Source organism: Streptomyces sp. WMMB303, from assembly GCF_029351045.1.
Classification (GTDB): Bacteria; Actinomycetota; Actinomycetes; order Streptomycetales; family Streptomycetaceae; genus Streptomyces.
The window spans coordinates 5754502-5781169 of the sequence record NZ_JARKIN010000001.1; the positions used below are offsets into that span (position 1 = coordinate 5754502).

At 74.1% G+C, this 26668-nt stretch carries 28 protein-coding genes; 12 read left to right on the forward strand and 16 right to left on the reverse strand.

Features of this window, described 5'->3' with window-relative positions:
• Positions 1 to 4: 4 nt before the first annotated feature.
• Complete coding sequence (locus tag P2424_RS24975) at positions 5 to 610, reverse strand: suppressor of fused domain protein (RefSeq protein ID WP_276477955.1); 606 nt, start codon at positions 608 to 610, stop codon at positions 5 to 7.
• A gap of 593 nt (positions 611 to 1203) precedes the next feature.
• Between P2424_RS24975 and P2424_RS24980 the strand changes: the two genes are divergently transcribed.
• Positions 1204 to 2331: a magnesium and cobalt transport protein CorA gene (locus tag P2424_RS24980; RefSeq protein ID WP_276477956.1), complete on the forward strand. Its 1128-nt coding sequence runs from the start codon at positions 1204 to 1206 to the stop codon at positions 2329 to 2331.
• A 10-nt stretch (positions 2332 to 2341) separates the two neighbouring features.
• On the forward strand, positions 2342 to 2908 hold the full coding sequence (locus P2424_RS24985; RefSeq protein ID WP_276477957.1) for a hypothetical protein: 567 nt from the start codon (positions 2342 to 2344) through the stop codon (positions 2906 to 2908).
• 64 nt (positions 2909 to 2972) lie between these two features.
• Here P2424_RS24985 and P2424_RS24990 read toward each other — a convergent pair whose 3' ends face one another.
• Positions 2973 to 3737, reverse strand: a complete 765-nt coding sequence (locus P2424_RS24990) for a hypothetical protein (RefSeq protein WP_276477958.1) — start codon at positions 3735 to 3737, stop codon at positions 2973 to 2975.
• A gap of 224 nt (positions 3738 to 3961) precedes the next feature.
• Here P2424_RS24990 and P2424_RS24995 point away from each other — a divergent pair, with 224 nt between their 5' ends.
• From P2424_RS24995 to P2424_RS25005, 3 genes are read left to right on the forward strand one after another with little or no spacing between them, the layout of a single operon-like run.
• The gene (locus P2424_RS24995; protein ID WP_276477959.1) at positions 3962 to 5320 is read left to right on the forward strand and encodes a CBS domain-containing protein; all 1359 of its coding nucleotides are present in this window, start codon (positions 3962 to 3964) and stop codon (positions 5318 to 5320) included.
• Positions 5313 to 5849, forward strand: coding sequence for a DUF1003 domain-containing protein (locus tag P2424_RS25000; RefSeq protein WP_276477960.1), 537 nt, complete (start codon positions 5313 to 5315; stop codon positions 5847 to 5849). The genes P2424_RS24995 and P2424_RS25000 overlap by 8 nt, the downstream gene beginning before the upstream one ends.
• A gap of 45 nt (positions 5850 to 5894) precedes the next feature.
• A complete protein-coding gene (locus P2424_RS25005; protein ID WP_276477961.1) occupies positions 5895 to 7052 on the forward strand; it encodes an Mrp/NBP35 family ATP-binding protein in 1158 nt (385 codons plus the stop codon).
• Between the two features lie 86 nt (positions 7053 to 7138).
• On the opposite strand, the gene P2424_RS25010 is transcribed toward P2424_RS25005, so the two are convergent.
• From P2424_RS25010 to sigE, 5 genes are all read right to left on the reverse strand, one after another.
• The gene (locus tag P2424_RS25010; protein ID WP_276477962.1) at positions 7139 to 7795 is read right to left on the reverse strand and encodes a hypothetical protein; all 657 of its coding nucleotides are present in this window, start codon (positions 7793 to 7795) and stop codon (positions 7139 to 7141) included.
• A gap of 222 nt (positions 7796 to 8017) precedes the next feature.
• Positions 8018 to 8536, reverse strand: a complete 519-nt coding sequence (locus tag P2424_RS25015) for a sec-independent translocase (RefSeq protein WP_276477963.1) — start codon at positions 8534 to 8536, stop codon at positions 8018 to 8020.
• A gap of 95 nt (positions 8537 to 8631) precedes the next feature.
• Positions 8632 to 10287, reverse strand: a complete 1656-nt coding sequence (locus tag P2424_RS25020) for a trypsin-like peptidase domain-containing protein (RefSeq protein WP_276477964.1) — start codon at positions 10285 to 10287, stop codon at positions 8632 to 8634.
• Between the two features lie 122 nt (positions 10288 to 10409).
• Positions 10410 to 11450: a zf-HC2 domain-containing protein gene (locus P2424_RS25025; RefSeq protein ID WP_276477965.1), complete on the reverse strand. Its 1041-nt coding sequence runs from the start codon at positions 11448 to 11450 to the stop codon at positions 10410 to 10412.
• On the reverse strand, positions 11447 to 12220 hold the full coding sequence (gene sigE / locus P2424_RS25030) for an RNA polymerase sigma factor SigE (protein ID WP_276477966.1): 774 nt from the start codon (positions 12218 to 12220) through the stop codon (positions 11447 to 11449). The genes P2424_RS25025 and sigE overlap by 4 nt, the downstream gene beginning before the upstream one ends.
• A 127-nt stretch (positions 12221 to 12347) precedes the next feature.
• Here sigE and P2424_RS25035 point away from each other — a divergent pair, with 127 nt between their 5' ends.
• Entirely contained in the window at positions 12348 to 13043 is a 696-nt protein-coding gene (locus tag P2424_RS25035) for a class I SAM-dependent methyltransferase (protein WP_027759075.1), read from the forward strand.
• A 191-nt stretch (positions 13044 to 13234) separates the two neighbouring features.
• Here the strand turns inward: P2424_RS25035 and P2424_RS25040 are convergent, their stop codons facing one another.
• Positions 13235 to 13402: a DUF3117 domain-containing protein gene (locus tag P2424_RS25040; RefSeq protein ID WP_016469583.1), complete on the reverse strand. Its 168-nt coding sequence runs from the start codon at positions 13400 to 13402 to the stop codon at positions 13235 to 13237.
• 310 nt (positions 13403 to 13712) lie between these two features.
• Here P2424_RS25040 and P2424_RS25045 point away from each other — a divergent pair, with 310 nt between their 5' ends.
• Positions 13713 to 14501 (forward strand): enoyl-CoA hydratase-related protein, encoded by a 789-nt coding sequence (locus tag P2424_RS25045; RefSeq protein ID WP_276477967.1) that lies wholly within the window; start codon positions 13713 to 13715, stop codon positions 14499 to 14501.
• A gap of 47 nt (positions 14502 to 14548) precedes the next feature.
• Here the strand turns inward: P2424_RS25045 and P2424_RS25050 are convergent, their stop codons facing one another.
• Positions 14549 to 15196: a DNA-3-methyladenine glycosylase I gene (locus P2424_RS25050; protein WP_276477968.1), complete on the reverse strand. Its 648-nt coding sequence runs from the start codon at positions 15194 to 15196 to the stop codon at positions 14549 to 14551.
• The gene (locus tag P2424_RS25055; protein WP_276477969.1) at positions 15193 to 15657 is read right to left on the reverse strand and encodes a DivIVA domain-containing protein; all 465 of its coding nucleotides are present in this window, start codon (positions 15655 to 15657) and stop codon (positions 15193 to 15195) included. Before P2424_RS25055 ends, P2424_RS25050 begins: the two co-directional genes overlap by 4 nt.
• Positions 15658 to 15805: 148 nt before the next feature.
• Between P2424_RS25055 and folP the strand changes: the two genes are divergently transcribed.
• The gene (gene folP, locus P2424_RS25060) at positions 15806 to 16696 is read left to right on the forward strand and encodes a dihydropteroate synthase (protein WP_276477970.1); all 891 of its coding nucleotides are present in this window, start codon (positions 15806 to 15808) and stop codon (positions 16694 to 16696) included.
• 60 nt (positions 16697 to 16756) lie between these two features.
• On the opposite strand, the gene P2424_RS25065 is transcribed toward folP, so the two are convergent.
• Positions 16757 to 17545 (reverse strand): TIGR00730 family Rossman fold protein, encoded by a 789-nt coding sequence (locus P2424_RS25065; RefSeq protein WP_276477971.1) that lies wholly within the window; start codon positions 17543 to 17545, stop codon positions 16757 to 16759.
• 136 nt (positions 17546 to 17681) lie between these two features.
• On the reverse strand, positions 17682 to 18761 hold the full coding sequence (gene dapE / locus P2424_RS25070; protein ID WP_276477972.1) for a succinyl-diaminopimelate desuccinylase: 1080 nt from the start codon (positions 18759 to 18761) through the stop codon (positions 17682 to 17684).
• Between the two features lie 173 nt (positions 18762 to 18934).
• Here dapE and P2424_RS25075 point away from each other — a divergent pair, with 173 nt between their 5' ends.
• Together P2424_RS25075 and P2424_RS25080 are read left to right on the forward strand one after the other, a co-directional pair.
• The gene (locus P2424_RS25075) at positions 18935 to 19969 is read left to right on the forward strand and encodes a heavy metal transporter (protein WP_276477973.1); all 1035 of its coding nucleotides are present in this window, start codon (positions 18935 to 18937) and stop codon (positions 19967 to 19969) included.
• A 309-nt stretch (positions 19970 to 20278) separates the two neighbouring features.
• Positions 20279 to 20686 (forward strand): ATP-binding protein, encoded by a 408-nt coding sequence (locus P2424_RS25080; RefSeq protein ID WP_276477974.1) that lies wholly within the window; start codon positions 20279 to 20281, stop codon positions 20684 to 20686.
• A gap of 288 nt (positions 20687 to 20974) precedes the next feature.
• Here P2424_RS25080 and dapC read toward each other — a convergent pair whose 3' ends face one another.
• Both dapC and fdxA read right to left on the reverse strand, forming a co-directional pair.
• Positions 20975 to 22072: a succinyldiaminopimelate transaminase gene (gene dapC, locus P2424_RS25085; protein ID WP_276477975.1), complete on the reverse strand. Its 1098-nt coding sequence runs from the start codon at positions 22070 to 22072 to the stop codon at positions 20975 to 20977.
• 232 nt (positions 22073 to 22304) lie between these two features.
• A complete protein-coding gene (fdxA, locus tag P2424_RS25090) occupies positions 22305 to 22631 on the reverse strand; it encodes a ferredoxin (protein WP_019354435.1) in 327 nt (108 codons plus the stop codon).
• Positions 22632 to 22781: 150 nt separating this feature from the next.
• On the opposite strand from fdxA, the gene P2424_RS25095 reads away from it, so the two are divergent.
• Together P2424_RS25095 and P2424_RS25100 are read left to right on the forward strand one after the other, a co-directional pair.
• Positions 22782 to 23780: a GNAT family N-acetyltransferase gene (locus tag P2424_RS25095; protein WP_276477976.1), complete on the forward strand. Its 999-nt coding sequence runs from the start codon at positions 22782 to 22784 to the stop codon at positions 23778 to 23780.
• Between the two features lies 1 nt (position 23781).
• Positions 23782 to 24735 carry a transglutaminase-like domain-containing protein gene (locus P2424_RS25100; protein WP_276477977.1) on the forward strand — a complete coding sequence of 318 codons (954 nt, stop codon included), beginning with the start codon at positions 23782 to 23784 and terminating at the stop codon, positions 24733 to 24735.
• A gap of 156 nt (positions 24736 to 24891) precedes the next feature.
• Here the strand turns inward: P2424_RS25100 and P2424_RS25105 are convergent, their stop codons facing one another.
• The gene (locus tag P2424_RS25105; protein ID WP_276477978.1) at positions 24892 to 25497 is read right to left on the reverse strand and encodes a response regulator transcription factor; all 606 of its coding nucleotides are present in this window, start codon (positions 25495 to 25497) and stop codon (positions 24892 to 24894) included.
• Positions 25498 to 25501: 4 nt separating this feature from the next.
• Positions 25502 to 26653: a sensor histidine kinase gene (locus P2424_RS25110; protein ID WP_276479121.1), complete on the reverse strand. Its 1152-nt coding sequence runs from the start codon at positions 26651 to 26653 to the stop codon at positions 25502 to 25504.
• Between the last annotated feature and the right edge of the window lie 15 nt (positions 26654 to 26668).

Consider the following 26668-nt stretch of genomic DNA (forward strand, 5'->3'; position numbering starts at 1 on the left):
GCGGTCACTCCCCCAGCGGGACGGCCGCGCGGAACGGATCGCGCAGGTCCGTGCCGTGCCGCAGCCAGCGCTCCTGGAGCGCCTCGGCGCCGTGCACCCGCTTCCAGGCGGCCTCCGCGGGAGTCATGGGCAGCAGCGGCAGGAACCGGACCGGCTCGCGCGGCGGTTCCAGGACCACGTCTTCGACCAACCCGCCGGATTCGGCCACCAGCACGGAGGTGAAGGGCGCACCCGGCCACAGCGGCTCGCCGGTGTCCAAGGAGGCGCCCGGGGCCACGACGACCCCCTCCACCTGTGGCGAGGCGGCCAGCACGGCCAACGGGCGCAGGACCTTGTCGGTCTCGGCGTTCATCGCCCCGCTCCCCGCGCCCACGGACAGCAGCAACTCGGCGCGCGGCCCCACTTCGGGGTCGGCCAGCGCCTGCGCCGGGTCGGTCATGGGGCCGGCCGACATGCCGAGGGTGGCGTAACGCACAGTGCCCGCCCCGGCGTCCAGGAACCGCAGCACCTCGATGCGCTCGGTCCCCAGAAAGGTGACCGAGGCGCGGGCGTCGGGCTCGCCGAAGGCCTCGCGCAGCCGGGCGTCGACCAGAGTCAGCACGTCGTTCATCCGGCGAGCATAGAGCGGACGGCAAGCGCCCCGCGGAGCGGCACCGGGGACGAGCGCACGGAAGCGGGCCGGGCGGATCCGCGGGCCGGCGGGGAGTTCGGCCGCCGGCGGGTCCGGCGGGTCGTTCGGGTAAGGAACGGGCAAAGGCCGCCGGGAGCGGTCACGCCGGGCTCGCGGAGGGTTCGCGCAGTGCTACCGTTGGCTGCCGGTCAAGGTGTGTACAGATCGTCCCCCACAGGGGCCCGGCCGGAGGAGGTGGTACTGACATGGATCCGAGTCGACCGTGCAGTACCGGCCGTTCTTCCTGTCCGGCAGCGACCGCGTCACCGGGGATCTAGTCCCTCGCGGCCACAGCGCGCACACCTTTCCCCCGAGGACCGATGGGGTTCCTCCCGGGGTGCGCACGGCGGAAGAGCGTCCGCGTCTCGCAGTTTCGCATTGTTCCGTCAGTCAGCGATCGCCGTCTTCCCACGGCCTGCGTGTGGTGCCCGCTTTGCGGACCTCCGGGTGGTGGCCCGTAGGCCCCCGTTCCGGGCAGCACGACGCCTCGGCCGGGGCCGCGACGGCATGGCACGGCACCGTGGAGGGCCCACATGTCGATGATCCGAGAGCTGCGCGCCGTCGTGCGCCCGGCACTGCGCAAGGACAACCGGCCGGGATACGGCTTCGGATACGAGCGGGTCGGCGCGGCCACCAGCAGCGCCGTCGTCGACTGCGGCGTCTACCTGGACGGCCGCCGTGAAACCGAGCAGCTCACCCCGGCCCAGGCGCTGCGCAAGGTGCGGTCGCCCGAGGGGCAGGGCCGCCGCGGCTTCGTGTGGATCGGCCTGCACGAGCCCACCGAGGAGGAGTTCTCCGGTATCGCCCAGGAGTACGGCCTGCACCCGCTGGCCGTGGAGGACGCGGTGCACGCGCACCAGCGGCCGAAGCTGGAGCGGTACGACGAGAGCCTGTTCACGGTCTTCAAGACGGTGCACTACGTGGAGCACGCCGAACTGACCGCCAGCAGCGAGGTGGTGGAGACCGGCGAGGTGATGTGCTTCACCGGCCGGGACTACATCATCACCGTCCGGCACGGCGGCCAGGGCTCGCTGCGCGCTCTGCGGCACCGGCTGGAGGACGATCCGGAGCTGCTGGGCAAGGGCCCCTCGGCGGTGCTGCACGCCATCGCCGACCAGACCGTGGACGGCTACCTGGCGGTCGCGGACGCGGTGCAGGACGACATCGACGAGGTGGAGATCGACGTCTTCTCCGACCGCTCCGGCAACGGCAAGCGGGGCGGCGACGCGGGCCGGATCTACCAGCTCAAGCGCGAGGTGCTGGAGTTCAAGCGCGCCGTCTCACCACTGATGCGACCGTTGCAGACGCTCAGCGAGCGGCCGGTGCGGCTGGTCGACCCGGACATCCAGAAGTACTTCCGCGACGTGGCCGACCATCTGACCCGGGTCAACGAGCAGGTACTGGGCTTCGACGACCTGCTCAACTCGATCCTCCAGGCGAACCTCGCCCAGGCGACGGTCGCGCAGAACGAGGACATGCGGAAGATCACCGCCTGGGCCGCCATCTTCGCGGTGCCGACGATGATCGCCGGGATCTACGGCATGAACTTCGACTACATGCCCGAGACGGAGTGGACGTACGGCTATCCGACGGTGCTGCTGCTGATCGTCACCATCTGCTACGGCATCCACCGGGGCTTCAAGCGCAACGGGTGGCTGTAGCCTGCGGGCTATGAGCGTGACGCCCCAGAAGCCCGAGAGCCGCCCGGAGAGCCGTGCGGACCGGGCGCTGATCGAGGAGACGGCCAAGAAGTCGGGGCTGGTCTGGGTCCGCGGCCCCGAGGGCCCGGCGCGCGGGCTGTGGCATGTGTGGCACGAGGGAGCCGTCTGCCTGGTCGGCGACGGCCCGCTCGAACAGCCGCTCGACGACCTGGGGCTGACGGACGGCGGCAGCGCCACCGTCACGGTACGCGGCAAGGACAAAGGCGCACGGCTGGTCGTATGGCCGGCCCGGGTACGTGAACTCGCCCCGCACGGCCCGGAGTGGGAGGCGGCGGTCGGCGAGCTGAAGGGCAAACGGCTCAACGCGCCGGACGCCGAGACCATGCCCGAGCGCTGGGCCGAACACAGCCGGGTGCTGCGGCTGGAGCCGGCCGGGGAGTCGCTGGAGCGCCCCGGCGCGATGCCGCACGACTCCCCGGCGGCGGCACCGCTGGCCACCCCGGCCACCACGCGCCGCCCCCGGCCCGCCGGGCTGCCGCGGCTGCTCTTCCGCCGCCGGAGCCGCTCCCGCGGCTGAACCGGCCCGGTGCGCCGGCGGCGGCACCGCTCCGGCGGCCCGGCCCGGCAGCGCAGGCAGCGGGTCAGCTTCCGTGCTGCCCGGAGGAGATCTTCTTGCCGTAGTCGACGGTCTCGTCCTTCTTCGGGGCGTGCAGCGGGAAGCCGTCGTTCCAGTCGCTCAGCCGCACGGTTCCGGCATCCCCCGCGCGGCGCAGCCGCAGCGGGTAGGGCTTCCCCTCCAGCGAGACGTCCACCGTGCCGCCGCTGCCCTTGCCCGCCGTGACCCGGATGGTCCTGGTGTCGTCCACCGTGCCGCGCTCGCCCGTCTCGCGCTTGCCCTCCATGGCCAGCAGCCCCTCCAGCAGGGTCTCCATGTCGGTGAAGACACTCAACTGCTTGTAGGCCGGGTCCTGTTCGGGGACCTTGACGTACTTGCCCTTGAGCTTGCCCGCGGCTGCGACATCGCTCTTGCTGGGCTCCTTGCCGCCCTCCTGCTGGGCCCAGAAGTCGGTGCCCGCCTTGAGATAGAGGTCGCGGCCGGTGCGCAGCAACTGGAAGGTGGTACCACCCTCGGCGGAGACCTCGCCGACGCCGCCGCTCCCCTTCAGCCGCATCTTCAGACGGTAGGTGCGCCCCTTACTGACCACCTTGCCGGAGACCCGTACCGCCTCCGCGCCCTTGGCCGCCGCCTTCGCCTTCCGCTCGATCTTCGCCGCCGAGAGCTTGCCCACGCCGTTGGTACCCGCGTCCGGATCCTCACTCCCGCAGCCGCTCAGTGCCGTACTCGCTCCGACGCAGAAGAGAGCGAGCAGCGCTGCACTCCGGGGGGCGCGGGCGCGTCCAGTCACGAGGGGTTCCTCCTGTGGTCGGCGGCGGCAAGAGGGCACCCTACCCGGACGGAGGCGGCTCCCCGGAAGGGAGCCGTCCGGACCACTCGGCTGCGGCGGCTGTGGCGCCCGTCACACTAGCCTGAATACGTCATATACCTGTATGAGTGAGGTAAAGGTACAAAACGAACGAACGGCCTGATACGTCGGCGACCGGTCCGCGGGGCCGAGGAGGGAGGCGGCTCATGGCGGCGAGCGCCCCCCGGGTCTTCGTCTCGCACCTGGCCGGTACCGCGGTATTCGACCCGAACGGCGACCAGGTCGGCAGGGTCCGCGACGTGGTGGCCCTGCTCGGCGGCCGACGCAGGTTGCCCAGCGTCCTCGGGCTGGTGGTGGAGGTCGTCAGCCGACGCCGGGTCTTCCTGCCCATGACACGGGTGACGGGTGTGGAGTCCGGCCAGGTCATCACCACGGGTGTGCTCAACATCCGGCGCTTCGAGCGGCGGCCCAACGAACGGCTGATCCTCGGCGAGCTGCTGGACCGCCAGGTGACGCTGGTGGAGACCGGCGAGGAGGTCACCGTCCTGGATGTGGGCCTCCAGCGGCTGCCCGCCCGCCGCGACTGGGAGATCGACCGGCTCTTCGTCCGCAAGGGACGCAAGGGCGGCGGGCTGCGGGGCCGGCGCGGGGAGGCGCTCACCGTGGAGTGGGACGCGGTGACCGGCTTCAATCTGGAGGAGCCCGAGCAGGGCACCGCCAACCTGCTGGCCACCTTCGAGCAACTGCGTCCCGCGGACCTCGCCAACGTCCTGCACCACCTCTCCGAGAAGCGCCGGGCCGAGGTGGCCGCCGCGCTCCACGACGACCGGCTCGCCGACGTGCTGGAGGAGCTGCCGGACGACGACCAGGTGGAGATCATCAACAAGCTCGCCGACGAGCGGGCGGCACTCGTCCTGGAGGCGATGGATCCCGACGACGCGGCCGACCTGCTGGGCGAGCTCCCGGAGGACGACAAGGAGCGCCTGCTGGACCTGATGCAACCTCAGGAGGCGGCACCGCTGCGGCGGCTGCTGTCCTACGAGGAGGGCACGGCGGGCAGTCTGATGACGACCGAGCCGATCGTGCTGCGCCCGGACGCGAGCGTCGCCGAGGCGCTGGCCCGGGTGCGCCTCGAGGACCTCCCGGCGCCGCTGGCCTCCCAGGTCTACGTCTGCCGGCCGCCGGACGAGACCCCCACCGGCAAGTACCTGGGCGTCGTGCACTTCCAACGGCTGCTGCGCGAGGCGCCGTTCGCCCTGGTCGGCGCACTCGTCGACGCCGACCTGCGACCGCTGCCGCCGACCGCCTCGGTGCCCGCCCTGACCAGCTACCTGGCGGCGTACAACATCGTCTCGGCGCCCGTCGTGGACGAGGGCGGACATCTGCTGGGCGCCGTCACGGTGGACGACGTGCTGGACGACCTGCTGCCGGAGGGCTGGCGCGAGGCGGCTGCCGTGGGCGGGCTGCCGGGCTTCGCGCCGGGCCCGCACGAGCGGCCCGAGGCGCCCGCCGCACCGGGCGGCGCGGCGCACGGGCCCGACGGGAGGGAGCCGGAGGATGGCTGAGCGGGAGGGACCACGGCTGGACGTACCGCGAGCGCCCCGGCGCACGCTGCTGCCGGCCTACGACCCGGACACCTTCGGACGGGCCTCGGAGCGGATCGCGCGGTTCCTGGGCACCGGCCGCTTCCTGGTGTGGATGACGGTCGTGATCATCGTCTGGATGGGATGGAACATCGTCGCCCCGGACGGTCTGAAGTTCGACGAGTACCCGTTCATCTTCCTGACGCTGGCCCTCTCCCTCCAGGCGTCCTACGCGGCCCCGCTCATCCTGCTCGCGCAGAACCGCCAGGACGACCGGGACCGGGTCAATCTGGAGCAGGATCGCAAGCGCAACGAGCGGAGCATCGCCGACACCGAGTTCCTCGCCCGCGAGATCGCGGCGCTGCGGATGGGCCTGGGCGAGGTGGCCACCCGGGACTGGATCCGCTCGGAACTGGCGGAGCTGGTCAAGGACCTGGAGCAGCAGGAGCGGCCTGGAGCGGCCACCGGCCACGGACCGGCCGGGGCCGGTGAGCGTGACCAAGACCGCTGACCGGTCGCTTAGCCCACGCACCCTACCCGGCCGTACCATGCATGCATGGCTACCGAGACCCAGGAATCCACCCCCACCGAAGACGCGGTGCGTGCGGCGCTCGCGACGGTGAACGATCCGGAGATCCACCGGCCGATCACCGACCTGGGGATGGTCAAATCCATCGGTATCGCGCCCGGTGGCGCGGTCGACGTCGGGGTCTATCTGACGGTCTCCGGCTGTCCGCTGCGCGAGACCATCACCGCGAACGTGACCGAGGCCGTGCAGCGGGTGCCGGGGGTCACCTCCGTCAGCGTCGAGCTGGACGTGATGAGCGACGAGCAGCGCCGCGAGCTGGCGGCCTCCCTGCGGGGCGGCACCGCCGAGCGTGAGGTCCCCTTCGCCCAGCCCGGCTCGCTGACCCGGGTGTACTGCGTGGCCTCCGGCAAGGGCGGGGTCGGCAAGTCCTCGGTGACGGTGAACCTGGCCGCGGCGCTGGCCGCCGACGGGATGAAGGTCGGCGTGGTGGACGCCGACATCTACGGCCACTCCGTTCCCCGCATGCTGGGCACGGACGGGCGTCCGACCCAGGTCGAGGACATGATCATGCCGCCGTCCGCGCACGGCGTGAAGGTGATCTCGATCGGGATGTTCACCCCGGGCAACGCACCCGTGGTGTGGCGCGGCCCGATGCTGCACCGCGCGCTCCAGCAGTTCCTGGCCGACGTCTACTGGGGCGATCTGGACGTGCTGCTGCTGGACCTGCCGCCCGGCACCGGGGACATCGCCATCTCGGTGGCCCAGCTCGTCCCGAACGCGGAGATCCTGGTGGTGACGACCCCGCAGCAGGCCGCGGCCGAGGTCGCCGAGCGTGCCGGGTCCATCGCCGTGCAGACCCATCAGAAGATCGTCGGCGTGATCGAGAACATGTCCGGCATGCCGTGCCCGCACTGCGACGAGATGGTCGACGTCTTCGGCAGCGGCGGCGGTCAGAAGGTGGCCGAGGGGCTGACCCGCACCACCGGCGCCGAGGTGCCGGTGCTCGGCGGCATCCCGATCGATCTGCGGCTGCGCGAGGGCGGCGACGAGGGCGAGCCGGTGGTCCTCAGCGACCCGGACTCCCCCGCCGGGAAGGCGCTGCGCACCGTCGCCGACAAGCTCAGCTCGCGCCAGCGCGGCCTGTCGGGCATGTCGCTGGGGCTCACCCCGAGCAACAAGTTCTGAGGCCGCCAGGCGCCCGTACGGCGCCGCGCGCCCCCCGTGCGGTGAGCACCGGGCGGGGGTCGGCGCGGGCCCGCCCGGCCGGGCGCTCAGCCCCGCTCGTATCCGGTGATGTCCTTCACCACGGCGAAGCCGAGCCCGTAGGCGCTCATCCCGCGCCCGTAGGCGCCCAGGTGGACGCCTTCCTGGGCCGAGCCGGCGAGCACCCAGCCGTACGCGGACTCGCGGTAGTGGAAGTCGGTGGGGATGCCGTCCACCGGCAGCGAGAGGCTGCTCCAGCCGGAGCCGTCCAGGTCGTCGGCGAGTTCCCAGGCGACACCGGTCTGCTGGTCGAGCCAGTCCTGCCGCAGGCTGCGGTCCATCTCCATCGGGAAGCTGCACGAGAGCAGCCCCGAGCCGGCCAGCCAGGCGGCGGTGGAGACGGAGGTGGCCTCCAGCGTGCCGGTGCCGTCACCGCTGCGCCGCACAGGGCGGCTGGCGAGGGTGACGACGACGGCGAAGCTCTCGTCCTCCGGGGTGGTCTCGACACGGAGGGAGGGCTCCTCGCCGTGGCCGGTGGAACCGTGCTCGACCGTGCCGTCGGCCGCCGTGCCGACCTGCATCAGCCAGCGTGGCCCGGTGAAGGCCGCGTCCAGGCCGTACCACGGAAAAGCGGCCATCAGATAGTCGTCCACAGCCCGCCGCGCGCCGGGAACCCCCTGTGCGGCGGGCCCGGATTCACCGGCCGGCCGACTCGTCGTCTCCATCTGTGCGACGCCTCCTCATTGCCCTGTTGCCTGGGCAGCCGAGCTCCTCGGACGGCGACCCCCGACACTGGGAGGATAGCCACACCGGTCCGCCGTGTCGGTCATGCCCGGTGGATCAGGACGCGGTGCGAGTGGCGAGATGGACGGCAAACGCCACAGATGTCCCGGTGGTGTGAATGCCGAGGTGACGGGATCGTTGCCTGATGAGGCGTCAAATGAGGGTCAGGTGGCGTCCGCGTCGAACGGCGGCGGGTCGCCCTTGCGGAGCACGTCCCCGTGCACCGGTCGGCCGTTCACCCCGTCGGAGGTGCGCTTGGTCAGATCCGGTGCCTGCTGACCGCCGCCCCGGAGACCCTTGCCGGTCCGCTCGGACCCGCCGGAGCCGCTGCCGCGGGAGGAGCCGGCACCCCCGCTGTCGGTGCCGTTGACCGCGTCGGTGACTTCGGCCAGATCCTTGCGCAGGTCGAAGCTGTTGCTGATCTCCTTGATGCCCAGGTCGTCGTTGTCCAGCAGGTGCTTGCGCGCGAAGTTCTTCGGATTCAGGTCCTCGAACTCGAAGTCCTTGAACTCCGGTCCCAGCTCGCTCCGGATGTCCTCCTTCGCGCTGTCGGAGAACTGGCGCACCTTGCGAATGAAGGCGGAGACGTCCTGGATCACCTTGGGGAGTTTCTCGGGGCCGAACACGAGCACCGCCAGCACGATGAGCGCGACCAGCTCCAGTGGTCCTATATCGAAGAACACCGCGCAGCTCCCTCACTCCGTCCACGGCTCCTGCAGCCAGATGTCACGGTACCCGCCCGCGGCCCGCGAGCGGGACCCCGCCCGGGCGCCCGGCGTCAGCCGGTGGCGGAGCCGAGCGTCACCCGGACCGTCCGCCGCGCACCCTCCGCACCCCCGCCCAGTACGGTCAGCTCCAGCTTCTCGCCCGGACGGTGGCTGCGGATCCGGACGATCAGCTCCTCGCCCCCGGTCACGGGCTTCCCGCCGACCTCGGTGATCACATCCCCGGCCGCCAGCCCGGCCCGGTCGGCCGGACCGCCCGGCACGACCGCACCGCGGCCGCCGGTGCCACCGATCCGCGCCCCCTCGCCCTCGTACCGCATGTCGAGGGAGACGCCGATGACCGGATGGGTGGCGCGGCCCTCGTTGATGAGTTCCTCGGCGATCCGGCGCGCCTGGTTGACCGGAATGGCGAAGCCCAGACCGACACTGCCGCCACCCTCTCCGCCGGACAGGCCCGGAGCGCCGCCCGCGCCCCTGATCGCGCTGTTCACCCCCACGACCCGGCCCCGGGCGTCCACCAGCGGGCCGCCGGAGTTTCCGGGATTCATCGGAGCGTCGGTCTGCAGCGCGTTCACATAGCTCAGCTCGCTGCCCGGCTCCCCGCCCCCCGCCGTGATGGGCCGCTCGGTGGCGCTGACGATGCCGGTGGTGACCGTGCCGTCCAGGTCGAAGGGGGCGCCGAAGGCGATGACGGGGTCGCCGACCCGGACGGCGTCGGAGTCGCCGAGCGGCAGCGGGGTCAGCCCGGAGACGTGGGAGACCTGGACGACCGCCAGGTCGTAGCCGGCGTCGCCGCCGACCACCTCGCCTGTCGCCGTCTGACCGCCGTCGAAGGTGACCCGGACCCCGTCGGCGGACTCGGCGCCCTCGACGACATGGTGGTTGGTGAGGATGTGGCCGCGCCGGTCCAGTACGAAGCCGGTGCCCGTGGCCTCGGCGCCGCCGCCGCGCGCATGCAGCGTGACGACGCCGGGCAGGGTCTGCCGCGCGATCCCCGCGATGCTCCCCTTCGGCCGCGCGCCCCCCTCGGCCGCCGCGGTACGGGGCAGTTCGATGTCGCTCACGGAGCCGTTCCGCTCGATGTAAGCGCCGATGAGCCCGCCCGCGCCACCGGCCACCAGCGCCAGCACCAGGGCGCCGAGCGCGATCCCGCGCCCGCCGGGCCGGGGCCGCGCGGGAGGCCGCGGCGGGAGCGGCGGCACGGCGGACTGCGGGACCGGCTGCGGCTCAGGCCCCCTGGACGGCCCGCCGGACTCCGGCGCCCCGGTGCTCCGCTGGTCCACCGGGGGCACCGCGGCAGAGCCGGAACCCTCGGCCGGCACCCCGTTCGGTGGCGTCGTGCTGCCGGGCGGCAGGGCGACGCCGCGCGGCGGGGTGACCGGCGGACGCAGGACGGGCGGTGCGGGGGCCCAGGGGCCGGGCCCGCCGTAGGGAGGTGTGGAGTACGGATCCACGCCGTGCAGCGGCTCGGGGCACGCGGCGGGCGCCGCGGCCGGCTCCCCGGCCGCGGCCTGCGCCTCAGGACCGGCGCTGCCCGGCGCGGCGGACCCCCCGGCGGCTGCCTCGGCGGCCTGCTCCCGCGCGGACTCGACCGCCGCGGGCCCGGTCTCCGCGGAGCGGGTCTCCGCGGGCTGGGTCCGGCGGTCCGGGACCCGGCGTGGGCGGCTCCACCACTTCGGCTCCTGCCTGGTGGCGTTCGGCTCGTCCATGCACTCTCCAGTTGGTCACCCACGACTCACGCCCTCCCCGGACCTCGGCCGGGGGCAGGGCGTCGGAAGGATTCAACCAGGAACGCGGCGCGCCGCCCAGCGCGCGTCAACCCGGCGCCGCGTCACCGCCCGGCCGGACCCGGCGCGGTGGCGGAGAGCGAACTCGTCACCCCCGGAGCGCGGCCGGGGAACGAGCGCAGCACGGAGGGGTCGTGCCGGACGGCCGGCCGCCGGGCGAGCCGCATCTCGGTGGAGGGCTCCTTCCTCGGCCCGCCGGACAGCAGCGAGCCCGAACCGCGCAGTGCGCTCAGGGTGCCCGCCGTACCGCTGTCCTCGTACCAGCCGGAGGCGTTGGTGGCGGGCGAGAGCCGGGCGGGGGCCGAGCGCCGCAGCATGCTCACGGGCGCGTTCGGCTGCGCGGTGGGGGCCGCCGCACCGTAGGAGGCCACGGGCGCGAAGGTGGGGCCTGAGTCCGAACCGCGGGTGCTCTGGGTGCCCCCGCGCTGGTCGCCGCCGCGCCGTCTGCCGTCCCGGGAGGCCCCGGAGCCGGAAGCCGGGCTGCGTACCGCGTTGGCGGAGGGGTTGTCGCCGCCCGTCCCGCCGGAGGTGCTCGCCGCACCCGAGGCCAGGGTGCCGCCGAAGGCGAGGGCCGCCAGGGAGAAGGCGCCCGCCGCGGCGAACGCGAAACGGCGGCCTCGGGATGCCGAGCGCTCCCGCTCGGCACGTTCGGCCCGCTCGGCGCTGTCGGGCGGCGGGATCTCATGTATCCGGAAGCCGCCGGGCGGGGTGAGCGGGCTGCGCCCGCCGCTCCGGCCGCCGGGAAGGTGGTCGAGGGCCCAGGGCGAGCGGCCGGAGCCGCCCGGCAGCACGGGCGCGGCGAACGCGCCGCCGCCCGGCCCGCCGGGGCCGGGGCCGGCCCCGGCCCCGGGGCGCGGGTCGCCGTCCGCGGGCAGGCCCTGCAGCCTGGCGAGGAGCCCGTCCGAGGGCGGTGGCGGCGCGGCGTCCGCGAAGACGTTCTTGAGCCGGCGCTGCGCATCGGCCTCGGCCTTGCACCCCGGGCAGGTGGCCAGATGCGCAAGCACCCGCTCGCGCGCGTCGTGCCCCAGCTCCCCGTCGACCAGTGCGGCGAGGCGGTCTCCGAGATGGTGTTCGGCGGAGGTCACCCGGCGCTCACCTCGCCCGCCCGGGCCGACGGCATCACCGCGCTCAGGGTGCGCCGCTGCTCGGTGCGCGCGGCGGGCGAGCGGTGCTGGAGCGCCTTGCGCAGGTGGGATCGGCCGCGGTGGATCCGGCTGCGGACGGTGCCGAGCTTGACCCCGAGTGTCGCGGCGATCTCCTCGTAGGAGAGCCCCTCGATGTCGCAGAGCACCACGGCGGCGCGGAACTCGGGGGCGAGGGTGTCCAGGGCCTGCTGGACGTCCGCGTCGAAGTGGGTGTCGTTGAAGTGCTGCTGCGGGGTGGGCTCGCGGCTGGGCAGCCGCTCGGCGGCGTCGTCGGCGAGCGCGTCGAAGCGGATGCGCTGCTTGCGCCGGACCATGTCCAGGAAGAGGTTCGTGGTGATCCGGTGCAGCCAGCCCTCGAAGGTGCCGGGCGTGTAGGTCGACAGCGACCGGAAGACCCGGACGAAGACCTCCTGGGTGAGGTCCTCGGCATCGTGCTGGTTACCGGTCAGGCGGTAGGCGAGGCGGTAGACCCGGGCGCTGTGGTTGCTGACGATCTCCTCCCAGGAAGGAGGGGTCCACGCCTGCGCGTCCGCATCGGTCGCGAAAGTCGCCGTGGTCGCGGAATCGGCGGTGCGGGACTGGTCAGCGGTGTCGGTCACGGATTTCGGCTGTCCCGTCGACCTGCGGAATCTGGAGAAGACGCCGCGGTCCCGGCTTGCAGCCGCACCTCCCCTGTCGGCTCTGGTGGTGTCCACTGGAGCCCCTACCATAGCCACATCTCCCGTTAGCTCCGGATAAGAAACTTTGCCCGGCTTTGCCGACCGCCCTCCGGCGGTCCCTGCTCCCTCAACGCCCGGCCCCAACTGCGGGTTCCCGGGGCAACGGATACAGTCACGATTGCGTGGAGGACGGGGACAGGAGAGGGCCATTACCGGCAACCGGCAGACGAGCTGGGAGTTCGCCGACGCGTACGGCGCCGAGCTCGTCGAGAACGCCGAGAGCGAAGCACTGCGCTGGGCCCGCGACCGGGCCCAGGAGGCTGGGCTGCGCACGGTCTCCCCCGCCACCGGAGCGGCACTGCGGCTGCTGGCCGCGGCCGCCGAGGCCAAGGCGGTCGCGGAGATCGGTACCGGCACCGGCGTCTCCGGACTGCACCTGCTGCACGGGATGCGCTCCGACGGGGTGCTCACGACGGTCGACACCGAACCGGAGCGGCAGCAGTTCGCCAGGGAGGCGTTCCGCGCGGCCGGGTTCGTCGGCAGCGGGGGCAACAGGGTGCGCTTCATCCCCGGCCGGGCGCTGGACGTGCTGCCACGGCTGGCGGACGGCGGATACGACCTCGTCTTCTGCGACGGGGACCGGACGGAGTGCCTGGACTACCTCGCCGAATCGTTGCGGCTGCTGCGGGACGGCGGGCTGATCTGCTTCGCCGGGGTCTTCGCCGACGGGCGGACGGGCGAGGCCGCGGACCAGTCCCAGGAAGTGCTGCGACTGCGCGAGCTGTTGCGCACCGTCCGGGAGAGCACGCTGCTGGTGCCCTCGCTCCTGCCGGTGGGCGACGGACTGCTGTGCGCGGTCAAACGCGGGGAGTGACGGAGTCGTCGCACAGCGCGTCCGTGCTGCCGCCGGGCCTCCCGGAGCGGCTCGGTCCGGGTTCCGGACCCGGCCGGCAGAGGGGCGCCTGCGCGGCTGCGCCCGGACCGGAGAGGGCTGCGCCCGGGGAGACGAAACCGCCCCGGCGCACACGCGTGGCGTGCCTACCGGGGCGGCGATCCGCGGAGCGCTCAGCCGCAGACCTTCTTCAGCTCCTCGCCGAGCGCTGTCGCCTCATCCGGTGTCAGCTCGACGACGAGTCGCCCACCGCCTTCGAGCGGAACGCGCATGACGATGCCCCGCCCCTCTTTGGTCACCTCGAGCGGGCCGTCACCCGTCCGCGGCTTCATGGCCGCCATGCTCGTTCCCCTTCCTGAAACCAGCCGATCGCGCCGGGGGTCCCGTAAGCGGGCACAGTTTCACCGGCATCGAACACATTGCTTCTTCGTCATTATCCCGCATGGCAGGACCCGATGACCAACATCGGTCGACATCTCTTCTTCCTCGACCACCCACAAACCCACCCAATGCGGCGGCCGCCCCGCGGTACTGCCCGGAATTCCCCTCCGTCACCGGCGTCCCTCGGTTTGACGCAGGTCACATCCGCCGGGGCCGCGGAGCGTGCGCGGTGCCCTGTCAGCGCCCGACGATCCGGGTCATGCTGAGGGCATGTCCGACACCGTGCGCTACGAAGTGACCGAGGGGCTCGCGAAGGTCGTGCTCGACCGCCCCGACGCGATGAACGCCCTCGACAACGAGACCAAGGCCGCCCTGCGCGACACCCTGCGACGGGCCGCCGACGACGAGGGGGTACGCGCGGTGCTGCTCACCGGCAGCGGCCGCGCCTTCTGCGTGGGCCAGGACCTCAAGGAGCACACCGGCGCCCTCGAAAAGGGCGGCGGAAGCGCCCTGAACACCGTCGAGGAGCACTACAACCCGATCACTCTGGCCCTAGCCGGGATGCCGAAGCCGGTGGTGGCGGGCGTCAACGGGGTGGCCGCCGGGGCCGGCGCGGGCTTCGCCCTCGCCTGCGACTACCGGATCCTGGCGGACACCGCGGCATTCAACACCTCCTTCGCCGGGGTGGCGCTGACCGCGGACTCCGGCGTCTCCTGGACGCTGCCGCGCCTGGTGGGCCCGGGCCGGGCCGCCGACCTGCTGCTCTTCCCGCGCAGTGTCAAGGCCGACGAGGCGCTGGAGCTGGGGCTGGCCAACCGGGTGGTGCCCGCCGCCGAGCTCGCCGCGGAGGCCGAGGCCGTCGCCCGGCAGCTCGCGCAGGGGCCGACCGCGGCCTACGCGGCGCTCAAGGAGTCCCTGGCCTACGGCTCCTCCCACTCCCTGGCCGAGACGCTCGCCAAGGAGTCCGAACTCCAGCTGCGGCTGGGCGGCTCCGCCGACCACCGGATCGCCGTGGAGGCGTTCGTGCACAAGCAGCAGCCCCGCTTCACCGGGCGCTGAGCTCGCGGCCGCGGGCTTCCGCCCGCCGGCTGCGCGTTCCGGGCGGGTCAGCCGGCGGCGGAGCCGCGGCACCAGCAGTCCGCCAGGTGGTCGTCGACCAGCCCGCACGCCTGCATCAGCGCGTAGACGGTGGTGGGGCCCACGAAGCGGAAGCCGCGCCGTTTGAGCTCCTTGGCCAGGGCGGCCGACTCGGGCGTGCTGCCGGGCACCTCCGCCGTCGTGCGGGGCGCGGGCCGGGCGGCCGGGTCGGGGGCGTAGGACCACACCAGCCGGTCCAGCTCGCCCGGCTCCCACCCGGCCGCGACCCGCGCGTTGCCGAGGGCCGCGCCGATCTTGGCCCGGTTGCGCACGATGCCGCTGTCGGCCAGCAGGCGCCGCTCGTCGTCCTCGGTGAACCGCGCGACGGCGGCGATGCGGAAGTCCGCGAACGCGGCGCGGAACGCCTCGCGCTTGCGCAGGATCGTCAGCCACGAGAGGCCGGACTGGAAACCCTCCAGGCACAGCCGCTCGTAGAGCGCGTCGTCGCCGTGCACCGGACGGCCCCACTCGGTGTCGTGGTAGGCCGCGTAGTCCTCCGCGCTCGTGCCCCAGGGGCAGCGGGCGCGCCCGTCGGGGCCGGGCACCGCGGCGCCGGCGGAATGCTCGGGGGCGGCGGCCGAGAGCTCGGGAGCGGCGTCGTCGGGTCCGGTGGTCATCGCCCCTCCTCCGGGTCTGTCAGGGATCCGCTCCGGGGGCTGTCCCCTTCCGCCCGTGCCTCCGGGCCCGCGTCCTGCGCCGCGCCCGGAGTCCGGCCCGGCTCCGGGCGCCGCTCCTCGGCCCGGCCCATCGCGACGGCCTGGGCACCGGCCAGCGCGGACTCCAGTTCGGCGATCCGCGCGTCGCGCTCCGCGAGCTCGGCCCCGAGCCGGTCGAGGACGTCGTCTACCTGCTCCATCCGGTATCCGCGCACCCCGACGGCCAGCCGCAGCCCGGCCACGTCCCCGTGGGTGACGGGGCGCTCCGGTGGCAGGGGCTCGTCCAGCAGGTCGGGCGGTGCGTCGGGGAGCCCGCCCACCGCGCCGCGGGCCTCCTCACCGGGCCGGGCGCCGCTGCCGACAACGGCGAGCGTCACCGCGGCGACGACCACGACCAGCGAGAGCAGCAGGAACACGAACACGGATGAACTCCCCGGGTGGTTGCCGATTGCGGGCGGACCCTGATCGTGCCATGGGCCGGTGACAGCTATGGTCGGCGGCGGAGACCGGTGCACGGGCCACGCGGCTGCGGGCAGCAGGCGGGCACCGTCGAGAGGAAGAGGATGGCTGATGCTGCGCCTGGGCACGCGCGAGTTCGGTGAGCACGAGCCGGTGATCATGGCGATCGTCAACCGGACGCCGGATTCCTTCTACGACCGGGGCGCCACCTTCCGGGACGAGCCGGCGCTCCACCGGGTCGAGCAGGCGGTCGCCGAGGGCGCCGCCGTCATCGACATAGGCGGGGTGAAGGCGGGGCCCGGCGACGAGGTCACGGCCGAGGAGGAGGCCCGGCGCACGGTGGGCTTCGTCGCGGAGGTGCGGCGGCGCTGGCCGGACGTGGTGATCAGCGTCGACACCTGGCGGCACGAGGTGGGCGAGGCCGTGTGCGAGGCGGGGGCCGATCTGCTCAACGACGCCTGGGGCGGGGTCGATCCCCGGCTGGCCGAGGTCGCGGCGCGGTACGGCGCGGGTCTGGTGTGCACCCACGCGGGCGGTGCCCGCCCGCGGACCCGCCCGCACCGGGTCGCCTACCAGCCGGGCACGCGGGGCGGGGGAGGCGGCAGCGGAGTCGTCGACGACATCCTGCGGGTGACGCTCGGGCTGGCCGAGCGCGCCGCGGAGCTCGGGGTGCGCCGGGACGGGATCCTCATCGACCCCGGGCACGACTTCGGCAAGTCCACCCGGCACTCCCTGGAGGCGACCCGGGAGCTGGGCCGGATGACCGGGACGGGCTGGCCGGTGCTGGTCTCGCTGTCCAACAAGGACTTCGTGGGCGAGACCCTGGACCGCCCCGTCCAGGAGCGGCTGACCGGCACCCTGGCCACCACCGCCGTCTCCGCCTGGCTGGGCGCGCGAGTCTACCGGGTGCACGAGGTGGCCGAGACCAAGCAGGTCCTCGACATGGTGTCCGCGATCGCGGGCCACCGCCCGCCCGCGGTGGCCCGTCGGGGGCTGGCCTGAGGAGTGCCCTCAGGGGAGCGTCGTCCGCCCCGGGGTCGGACGTGCCGTCGCGGACACGGCCTAGCGGCGGCCGGGCGGTCCGGGGCGCTGGGCCGCCGGGACCTGACCGCCGACCTCCTTGGTGACCAGCGCCACCGCCTCGTCGATGTCGTCGGTGACGTGGAAGAGCTCCAGGTCCCGCTCGGACGCCTTGCCACCGCCGACGACGGAGTGGCGCAGCCAGTCGGCGAGCCCCCGCCAGTAGTCCGTGCCGAAGAGCACGATCGGGAAGCGGGTGACCTTCCCGGTCTGCACCAGGGTCAGCGCCTCGAACAGTTCGTCCAGCGTGCCGAGCCCGCCGGGCAGCACGACGAACCCGCTGGCGTACTTCACGAACATCGTCTTGCGGACGAAGAAGTAGCGGAAGTTCACGCCGATGTCGACGTACTTGTTCATGCCCTGCTCGAAGGGGAGCTCGATACCGAGCCCGACCGAGGTGCCGTTCGCCTCCAGGGCACCCCTGTTGGCCGCTTCCATCGCGCCGGGGCCGCCACCGGTGATGACGGCGAACCCGGCCTCGGCCAGCGCCCGGCCGATCCGCACGCCCTGGTCGTACTCGGGCGCCTCGGGGGGTGTGCGCGCCGAGCCGAAGACGCTGATGGCGGGGCCCAGCTCGGCCAGGGCTCCGAAGCCCTCGACGAACTCGGACTGGATGCGCATCACCCGCCAGGGGTCCTGGTGGATGAAGTCGGAGGGGCCCGCGGTGTCCAGCAGGCGCTGGTCGGTGGTCTCCGACTGCACCTGGTCACGGCGGCGCACGACAGGCCCCAGTCGCTGCTCCTTGGGCCCTCCGCCGGTCTCGTCGGTCATCTACGGCACTCCTTCCGCCTGCGATCTTTCCGCTTCAGGGTATGCGGACGCCGGCGGGTACCGTCGGGAATCGGGGCGGCCGGCAGCCGTCGATCGGTTGACCGGCAGGTGGCGCGAGAGCTCCGGCGGGCCCGGCTCAGGCCGTCAGCCAGCGCCGCAGCCGCTCCTCGCACCGGGTGATGAGCGCGGTCTCGACCCGCTCGTCCCGCTTGTGGGCGAGGTTGGGATCCCCGGGACCGTAGTTGACGGCGGGCACCCCCAGCGCGCTGAACCGGGAGACGTCCGTCCAGCCGTACTTGGGCCGCGGCTCGCCGCCCACCGCGGCGAGGAAGGCGCGGGCCGCCGGGTGCGAGAGGCCGGGCAGTGCGCCGGGGGAGCTGTCGTCCACCTCGAACTCCTCGACCCCGCATCCGGCGAACACCTCGCGCACGTGGTCCAGCGCGTCCTGCTCGCCGCGGTCGGGCGCGTAGCGGAAGTTGACCGTGACGGTGCACAGGTCCGGGATGACGTTGCCGGCGACGCCGCCCTCCACGCCGACGGCGTTCAGTCCCTCCCGGTATTCCAGTCCGTCGATCGTCGGCCACCGGGGCTCGTAGCCGGCCAGCCGCTCGAGCACCGGCCCGGCCGCGTGGATCGCGTTGGCGCCCATCCAGCCGCGCGCCGAGTGCGCCCGGGTGCCGCGCAGGTGCAGCCGCACCCGCAGGGTGCCCTGGCAGCCGCCCTCGACCTGGCCCTCGGAGGGTTCGAGCAGCACGGCGAAGTCGCCGGCCAGCCACTCGGGGCGGGCCTCGGCGACCTTGCCGAGGCCGTTGAGGTGGGCGGCGACCTCCTCGTTGTCGTAGAAGACGAAGGTCAGGTCGCGGTTGGGCTCGGGGACCGTGGCGGCGATCCGCAGCTGCACGGCGACCCCCGCCTTCATGTCGCTGGTGCCGCACCCCCACAGCAGCCCGTCCTCGTCGAGCCGGGAGGGCAGGTTCCCGGCGATCGGCACGGTGTCGAGATGGCCCGCGAGGACGATCCGCTCGGCCCGGTCCAGGTGGGTGCGGGCCACCACGTTGTTGCCGTACCGGTCGACGCTCAGGTGGGGCAGTGCGCGCAGCGCCTCCTCGACGGCGTCGGCGAGCGCCGCCTCGTCCCCGCTCTCGGAGGGGAGGTCCACCAGTCGGGCGGTGAGCCGGGCGGCGTCCTGCTGCAGGTCGAGTGCGCTGTGAGGCATGGCCACAGCCTACGGCGGGGCCCCCGCGCGGCCCGGCGCGCCCCGGGGCTCGGGCGCTGTCGCACCCAGCGGCTACCTTGGTGCGCGTGCGCCTCTCACGACCGTCCCGCCCGCCCGGCGGGTCCGGGGGTCCGCCCCGGACCGAGGGCCGCGGCAGACCCTTCAGGATCGCCGTGGCCTGCGCCGTGCTGCTCGCCGTCGCCGCGTATGTCGCGGTGCGCGGGCTGTCGGGGCAGGACGGTGCGATGTGCACCGTCCGGGCCGCGGACGGCGGGAGCGGCGCCGACGGCAAGAACGCGACCGCCGCCGCGGACGGCTCCGGCACCCCGCACGACTACGAACTCACCCCCGTGCAGGCCCAGAACGCGGCGACCATCGCCGCGGTCGCCGCGCGCCGCGGGCTGCCCGAGCGGGCGGTGACCATAGCCCTGGCCACCGCCATGCAGGAGTCCCAGCTGCGCAACATCGGCCACGGGGACCGGGATTCGGTCGGCCTCTTCCAGCAGCGCCCCTCGCAGGGCTGGGGGACGTTCGAGCAGATCCAGGACCCGGTGTATTCGGCGGGCCGGTTCTACGACCATCTCGCCGAGGTGCCCGGCTACTCGCGGCTCCCGCTGACCGTGGCCGCCCAGCGCGTGCAGCGCAGCGGCTATCCCCAGGCGTACGCCAAGCACGAGACCGACGCGACGCTGCTGACCGGCGCGCTCACCGGCCGCCGACCCGCCACGCTGAGCTGCACGACAGGCGGCCGGGAACCTGCCGGGCCAGGTGATCCCGCGCTGGTGCGCAAGCGGCTGGTGCGGGAGTTCGGCCGGGACGTGCTGGCGGACGGCACCGGCACCCTCGCGGCTCCGGCACCGCGGACGGCCGGGTACCCGAGGGCGCGCTCGGCGGCGCGGTCCGAGGCCGCGCCCGTCGTCCCGGTGCCCGCACACGGCCGCCGTCAGGGCTGGGAGCTGGCCCACTGGGCGGTCGCGAACGCGGAGCGGCTGCGCATCGAGCAGATCTCCTACGGCGGCCTCCGGTGGTCGGCGGAGCGCTCCGCGGACGGGTGGCGCAGGACGGACGGCGGCGCGGCAGCGGACGGCGGCGGGCCCGGGGGCGGCGGCACGAGGAAGGACGGCGGTGACGCGGCGGAGGGTGGCGCGGCCGACGGCGGGGGCGCGGCGGACGACACGGTGGAGCTCCGGCTGGCCCCCGGTCACTAGTCCGCCTACTCACCCGGTGGAGCGAACCCGGTCCACCGGGGTGGACGTTTCTTCCCCCGCTCGACGGTCGCCGCCAGGAGTGAACCCGCTCGGCCGGTCGTGCCTGGCCGCAGCCGGTTCGGCTCCTCGGGTACAGGTCAATCGGCTGCGAGGAATGCCCAGTTTGAGGGCTCACGCGGCAAACCTGGATTGCCAATCCTTTACCCGGCTTCCCCGCAACCTCCGTGCCGTTCGGGGCGATAGGCACTGCGTCCGACCGGGGGATCCCGGCTGACAGACCAAGAACCCCTTCTCCGTCAAAGGAGCACCATGTCCAACCCCCTCACGCGCCGCATCGCCCGCACCGCGCTGCTGACGGCGGCCGGCGCCGCCACCGTCGTCGGCGCCGCCGGAGCCGCGAGCGCCGTGGAACTGCCCGCGAGCCCGGTGGGCGGGGTCAGCAACCTGGACGGCGAGGGCCTCGGCAACACGCTGGACAGGACCGCCCAGGACACCACCGCCGTCGCCGGGGAGACCGGCGGCAGCGCCGTCGAGAAGGCCGTGCCGACCGCCGGCAAGGCCGTGGGCAAGGCCGGCCGGACCGCGGCGCCCGCCGCGCAGAACCTCGCCGGGAACGCGGCGGGCGAGGCCGGCGGTCTGCTGGGCGACACCGCCTCTTCCGCGGCGGACACCGGCCTTCCGTCCGTCGGCAACCTCGGTGGCCTTCCCCTCGGTTGAGGGCTCCCCCGGTCACCACTGCGGGGCGCCCCCACTGTCCGGCCCCGCCTCCCGGAGGCACCCTCCCCGGCCGGACAGCGCTCAGGCACTCCGTTCCTGAGCGCCCGCAGCCGGTGACCCGATCGGGCCGCCCGGACCGCACGGTCCGGGCGGCCCTTCGCGTGCGCGCTCCGGAGCCGGCCCCGTCCGCTGCCCGGGGGCCGTCGGCCGCACCGGCCCGGCCCCCGGGACGCCGGCGTCCGCAGTCCGGCAGCGGGCCCGCGCGAGCGACCCGGCACCCCGGGGCCGCTACGCGGAGAGCCTGCGCACCGCGGCGGCGATCCGCTCGTCCGTGGCCGTGAGAGCGACACGGACGTACCGCTCCCCCGCGGGTCCGTAGAACTCACCCGGCGCCACCAGGACGCCCCGCGCGGCCAGCCCGGCGACGGTCTCCCAGCAGGACTCGTCCCGGGTCGCCCACAGGTACAGCGACGCCTCGCTGTGCTCGATCCGGAAGCCCGCGGCCTCCAGCGCACCCCGCAGCGCGGTGCGGCGCGCCCGGTACCGCTCGCGCTGCTCGGCCACATGGGTGTCGTCGGCGAGCGCCGCGACCGTCGCCGCCTGCACCGGCGCGGGCGTCATCATCCCGCCGTGCTTGCGGATCTGTAGCAGTTCGCCCAGCACCTCGCTGTCCCCCGCGATGAACGCCGCCCGGTACCCGGCGAGATTGGAGCGCTTGGAGAGCGAGTGGACGGCCACCAGGCCCGCGGTGGAGCCGCCGCACACGTCCGGGTGCAGCACGGAGACCGGGTCGGCCTCCCAGCCGAGCTCCAGGTAGCACTCATCACTGAGGACGAGCACACCGTGCTCGCGCGCCCAGTCGACGACGGTGCGGAGCCGCTCGGCGGGCAGCACCTGACCGGTGGGGTTGGAAGGCGAGTTGAGCCACAGCAGCTTGAGCCCGGAAGGGTCCAGCTCCAGCGGGTCGTCGTAGGCGACGTGGTCGGCACCGGCGAGCCGGGCGCCGACCTCGTAGGTGGGATAGGCGAGCCGGGGGAATGCCACCCGGTCGCCCGGTCCGAGGCCGAGCTGGGTGGGCAGCCAGGCCACCAGTTCCTTGGAGCCGACGACGGGCAGCACGTGCTGCTCCGTGATGCCGCGCGCGCCCAGTCGGCGCTCGCACCAGCCGGTGAGCGCGTCGCGCAGCTCCCGGGTCCCCCACACCGTGGGGTAGCCGGGGCTGTCGGCCGCCTCGGCGAGCGCCTGCCGCACCTGCGCGGGTACCGGGTCGACGGGGGTGCCGACCGACAGGTCGACGAGGCCGTCGGGGTGCCCGGCGGCGGTGGTCTTGTACGGCTCGAGCCGGTCCCAGGGGAAGGCGGGGAGGCGGTCGGAGACGGAGGGCATGGTGCTCACTTTCTTCGGCTGTCCCGGCTGCCCCGGCGGCCGGCGCGGGTCGGCCGCGCGGTCCGCCGGCGCCCGGACGGCGGTCGGGCGGTCGGGGCGGGGCGCGCCGCGGCAGGGGCGGCCGTACGGCGCGCAAAACACCTCAGTCCCGTACGGCAGGACACTGGGACCGCCGTACGGGACTGTGCGGAAGCCGCACGGGGCGGCTCACTGCTCGGGCGTCACCCGTGGGTCACTCGTCGTGCTCCTGCGGCGGGAGCGCGGAGATGAGCGGGTGGTCCTTCTCGATCAGACCGAGCTTGCTGGCGCCGCCGGGCGAGCCGAGGTCGTCGAAGAACTCGACATTGGCCTTGTAGTAGTCCTTCCACTCCTCGGGGGTGTCATCCTCGTAGAAGATGGCCTCGACCGGGCAGACGGGCTCGCAGGCACCGCAGTCGACGCACTCGTCCGGGTGGATGTACAAGGACCGCTGGCCCTCGTAGATGCAGTCGACCGGGCACTCCTCGATGCAAGCCTTGTCCTTCAGGTCGACACAAGGCTCCGCGATGACGTAAGTCACGCTGTCGTTCCTCCTCGTTAGGGCTGGCGGGCCGGTGTCCGGCTCCGCCGCGGGCGCGCGGGAGCGCTCTTTCGCTTCGGACGGCGGCGATGCCCACACCTAGTATCTCCGTTCCCGGACACAACACGAACAGGAGGGGCGGTTAGGACTGTGGAATTCACCACGGGCGGACGCTTGGAGGTCCGCATCACCCCTTCCGACGTGGGCAGACGTGTCTCGGTGCGGTCGCTGACGACTGCCGGGGAGCGGCATGGGCGGTTCACGGACACGCTCGGCATTCTCACATCGTGGACCAAGGGCGTGCTCACAGTCACCCGACGCGATGGTGAGCAGGTCGAGATCGAGGAGACGTCGATGGTGGCTGGAAAGACCGTGCCGGCCACGCCCGCGCGCCGCCGGGGTCTGCCGTCCGCCGACGCGGCCGAACTCGTCGCGGTGGCCGCCAGGGGCTGGCCGCCGGCCGAGTCGCAGGCGCTCGGCGGCTGGACCCTGCGCGCTGCCGGCGGGTTCACCGCCCGCGCGAACTCCGTACTCCCGCAGGGCGACCCCGGGTTGCCGCTGCCCGAGGCGCTGGGCCGGGTCACCGGCTGGTACGCCGAGCGGGGCCTGCCCGCGCGGATCCAGATCTGCGTGGCGGAGGACGCGCTGCTGGACGCGCGGCTGCGGGAGCTGGGCTGGACGACCGAACGACACGGGCTGATACAGGTGGGCGCGCTCGCCCCGCCGGCCGACCGGGAGCCCGATGCGCGGGTGCTGCTGCACCGCACACCGGACGACCGGTGGGCCTCGCTCTACAACAGAGCGGGCGGCGCGGGCCTGTCGGACGCGGCGCGGCAGGTGCTGGCGGGCGGGTCCTCGGTGTGGTTCGCGACGGTGGCGGATCCGCACGGCGACGCCGTGGCCATCGGCCGGTGCGCGGTGGACGGCCGCTGGGCCGGGTTCGCCGCCATAGAGGTCGCGCCCGAGTGGCGCCGGCGGGGGCTGGCCCGGGCGGTCACCGGCGAACTGGCCAGAGCCGCGCTGGCCGAGGGCGCCTCGGCCGCCTACCTCCAGGTGGAGCGGGACAACACGGTGGCCCGGGCGCTCTACGAACGGCTCGGCTTCGCCGATCACCACGCGTACCACTACCTGCGCGCCCCGCAGGACTGACATGGGCGGCGGAGACGGTACGGGCGAGGAGGGCACCGGCGCGGCGCGGCGGCGGTTCGCCGAGGCGGCCCGCGAGGACCGGCCCGATCTGGCGCTGCTGTGCCTGCTGATCGGCGCCGAGGCGGCGACCCGCGGCACCCTGCGAGGCGGGCGGGACACCGGGGACACCGGAAACCCAGCGGGCGCGGCCCGCACCGGGGTGCCGGGCCCGCTGGACGAGGAGGCCACCGTGGACCGGCTGGTGGACGAGAGCCAGGCGGAACTCGACCGGCTGGCGGGGCTGTTGCCATTCGGGCGCGGCAGCACACCCGCGGAGTGGGCGGCTGCGCTGGAGCGGACGCTGGGCCGGGAGCTGGGGTTCGGCGGCTCGGCGCCGGACTACCGGAGGCTGGAGTCCTCGCTGCTGCCCGAGGTGCTGCGCCGACGGCGGGGCCTGCCCATCCTGCTGTCGGTGGTCTGGACGGAGGTGGCCCGACGCGCGGGCGCCCCGGTCTACGGGGTGGCGCTGCCGGGGCACTTCGTCGTCGGCTTCGGTGATCCGGCGGGTGCGCATGTGCTGGCCGATCCGTTCGGCGGCGGCAATCAGCTCGGCGAGGACGAGCTGGCCGTCATGGTGGCCGGTGCCACCGGGGTTTCGCCGCTGTCGGCCGCCTCGCTGCGGCCCGCCGGTCCACTGGAGACGGTGCTGCGGATCCTCAACAACATCCGGGCCTGGGCCGCGCCCCGGCCCGAGCGGTCCGGGGTGCGGCTGTGGGCGGTCGAGCTGTCGCTGCTGCTGCCGCACCATCCGGGCAGGCTCCGGTTCGAGCGGGCGCAACTGCTGGTGGAGCGGGGCCATTTCCTGCGGGGCGCGCGGGAGATGGAGGAGTACGCGGATGTCGTCGCGGCGATGGAGCCGAACGCCGCGGAGAACGTGCGCAGAGCCGCCAGGGCCGCCCGGGCCCGGCTGAACTGAGCCGCGCCGCAGCGTCTTCCGGGCCCTCTCCGCGAAGGGGCCCGGGAGCCGGGCGGCGAACCGGGCTGTGCCCGGCCGAGCCGCTGCCGGGGGCGGTCCGGGCCGGTCCGGTGCCGGTGGGGGGCCGGGCCGCGTCCGGCCGGGAAGCCGCGGGCCCTACAGCCAGCCCTTGTCCCGGGCGATCCGGACGGCCTCGGCGCGGTTGCGTGCTCCGGTCTTCTGGATGGCGGTCGACAGGTAGTTGCGGACCGTGCCGTGCGACAGGTGCAGCGCCCCGGCGATCTCGGCGTTGCCCGCGCCCCCGCGGGCCGCGGCGAGCACGTCGCGCTCCCGGTCGGTGAGCGGACTGGCGCCCTCGGCGAGCGCGGCGGCGGCCAGCCCCGGGTCGATGACGCGCTCGCCGGCCCGCACCCGGCGTACCGCGTCCGCGAGCCGGGCCGCCGGTGCGTCCTTGACCAGGAACGCGTCGGCGCCCGACTCCATGGCCCGGCGCAGATAGCCGGGGCGGCCGAAGGTGGTGAGGATGACGACCTTCAGCGCCGGGTGCCGGGCGCGCAGCCCCTCCAACGCGTCGAGTCCGGTCAGCCCGGGCATCTCGATGTCCAGCAGTGCCACGTCCGGCTGGTGCGCGGCGACCGCGTCCAGTACCTCGTCGCCTCTGCCGACCTGGACGGCGATCTCGATGTCCGGTTCCAGCCCCAGCAGCGCGGCGAGCGCCTCGCGGACCATCGCCTGGTCCTCGGCGAGCAGCAGTCTGATCACCGCCTCAGGGTACTGACGGCACCGCGGCGCACAGGGTGAAGCCCCCGCTCAGGCCCGCCGAGGTGGACAGCGAGCCGTCGGCCAGGGCCAGTCGCTCCCGCAGTCCGCTCAGTCCGTTGCCCTCGGCCGCGCCGGAGGGGCCCTTGCCGTCGTCGGTGACGGTGAGCCGCAACGGCTCCCCGGCCGCGTCCGGCACCTGGAAGCTCACCGTGCAGCGGGCCGCGCCGCTGTGCCGTACGACGTTGGTGACCGCTTCCCGCAGCGCCCACGCCAGGGCGCCCTCCCGCTCGGGCGCCAGCGGCACGGACGGCGGCCGGTGCGGCAGCTCCGCCTCGACACCGGCGGTGTCCAGGGCGGTGCGGGCCCCGGCCAGCTCGACGGCCAGGGTGGGGCGGCGGTATCCGCCGACCGCCTCCCGGACGTCGACCAGGGCCTGCCTGCTGACCTGTTCGATGTCGGCGACCTGCGCGGCCGCCTCCTCCGGTCGCTCGGGCAGCATCCGTCCGGCCAGCTCGCTCTTGAGGGTGATGAGGGAGAGCGAGTGCCCCAGCAGGTCGTGCAGATCGCGGGCGAGCCGCAACCGCTCCTCGTTGGCGGCGAGCTCCGCCACCACCGCGCGGGCCTCCCGCAGCTCGCGCAGCGTGAGGACGGTCTTCCGCGCCGACATCAGCGCCAGCCCGGCCAGCACACAGGGGATGACGAAGGACGTCCAGCCGCCCCACAGCGGCCGCGCCCCGAAGTCGGTGCCGACCAGGGCCAGCGCCGTCACGCACGCCGCCACCGCCGGCACCGCCCGCCGCCAGGGCAGCGTGGCTCCGGCCGCCACGGCGACGTAGACGAACAGCACCAGCCAGGGCTCGCCCGCGGTGAGCGCGAGCACCAGCGCCAGGGCGAACAGGGCGGCGAGGAGCATGTGGACGGTGCGCGGCGGGAACGGCGTCCTGGTGTGCCGGTAGACGAGCGCGACGTACGCAGCGAGGAAGGCGGCCAGCCCGGCGGCGGCTGCGGCGACGGCGGGCCGGCTGTGCCCGCCCGCCCACAGGTCGCGTACCGCTCCGCCGAGGAACACCAGCCAGACGGCGACCATCAGCGCCCGGTTCCGCTGCTGCCGCCGGGTCTCGGTGCCGCCCGTCCCGGCGGGGGCGCGGCGTGTCATCTCGTGCACCGGAGC

What these genes read in the sequence shown, in the direction of transcription:
- P2424_RS24975 (WP_276477955.1), bottom strand. Translation starts at nt 610, where the DNA reads ATGAACGACGTGCTGACTCTGGTCGACGCCCGGCTGCGCGAGGCCTTC.
- P2424_RS24980 (WP_276477956.1), top strand. Translation starts at nt 1,204, where the DNA reads ATGTCGATGATCCGAGAGCTGCGCGCCGTCGTGCGCCCGGCACTGCGC.
- P2424_RS24985 (WP_276477957.1), top strand. Translation starts at nt 2,342, where the DNA reads ATGAGCGTGACGCCCCAGAAGCCCGAGAGCCGCCCGGAGAGCCGTGCG.
- P2424_RS24995 (WP_276477959.1), top strand. Translation starts at nt 3,962, where the DNA reads ATGGCGGCGAGCGCCCCCCGGGTCTTCGTCTCGCACCTGGCCGGTACC.
- P2424_RS25000 (WP_276477960.1), top strand. Translation starts at nt 5,313, where the DNA reads ATGGCTGAGCGGGAGGGACCACGGCTGGACGTACCGCGAGCGCCCCGG.
- P2424_RS25005 (WP_276477961.1), top strand. Translation starts at nt 5,895, where the DNA reads ATGGCTACCGAGACCCAGGAATCCACCCCCACCGAAGACGCGGTGCGT.
- P2424_RS25010 (WP_276477962.1), bottom strand. Translation starts at nt 7,795, where the DNA reads ATGGAGACGACGAGTCGGCCGGCCGGTGAATCCGGGCCCGCCGCACAG.
- P2424_RS25020 (WP_276477964.1), bottom strand. Translation starts at nt 10,287, where the DNA reads ATGGACGAGCCGAACGCCACCAGGCAGGAGCCGAAGTGGTGGAGCCGC.
- sigE (WP_276477966.1), bottom strand. Translation starts at nt 12,220, where the DNA reads ATGGTAGGGGCTCCAGTGGACACCACCAGAGCCGACAGGGGAGGTGCG.
- P2424_RS25040 (WP_016469583.1), bottom strand. Translation starts at nt 13,402, where the DNA reads ATGGCGGCCATGAAGCCGCGGACGGGTGACGGCCCGCTCGAGGTGACC.
- P2424_RS25045 (WP_276477967.1), top strand. Translation starts at nt 13,713, where the DNA reads ATGTCCGACACCGTGCGCTACGAAGTGACCGAGGGGCTCGCGAAGGTC.
- P2424_RS25050 (WP_276477968.1), bottom strand. Translation starts at nt 15,196, where the DNA reads ATGACCACCGGACCCGACGACGCCGCTCCCGAGCTCTCGGCCGCCGCC.
- folP (WP_276477970.1), top strand. Translation starts at nt 15,806, where the DNA reads ATGCTGCGCCTGGGCACGCGCGAGTTCGGTGAGCACGAGCCGGTGATC.
- P2424_RS25065 (WP_276477971.1), bottom strand. Translation starts at nt 17,545, where the DNA reads ATGACCGACGAGACCGGCGGAGGGCCCAAGGAGCAGCGACTGGGGCCT.
- dapE (WP_276477972.1), bottom strand. Translation starts at nt 18,761, where the DNA reads ATGCCTCACAGCGCACTCGACCTGCAGCAGGACGCCGCCCGGCTCACC.
- P2424_RS25080 (WP_276477974.1), top strand. Translation starts at nt 20,279, where the DNA reads ATGTCCAACCCCCTCACGCGCCGCATCGCCCGCACCGCGCTGCTGACG.
- dapC (WP_276477975.1), bottom strand. Translation starts at nt 22,072, where the DNA reads ATGCCCTCCGTCTCCGACCGCCTCCCCGCCTTCCCCTGGGACCGGCTC.
- P2424_RS25100 (WP_276477977.1), top strand. Translation starts at nt 23,782, where the DNA reads ATGGGCGGCGGAGACGGTACGGGCGAGGAGGGCACCGGCGCGGCGCGG.
- P2424_RS25110 (WP_276479121.1), bottom strand. Translation starts at nt 26,653, where the DNA reads ATGACACGCCGCGCCCCCGCCGGGACGGGCGGCACCGAGACCCGGCGG.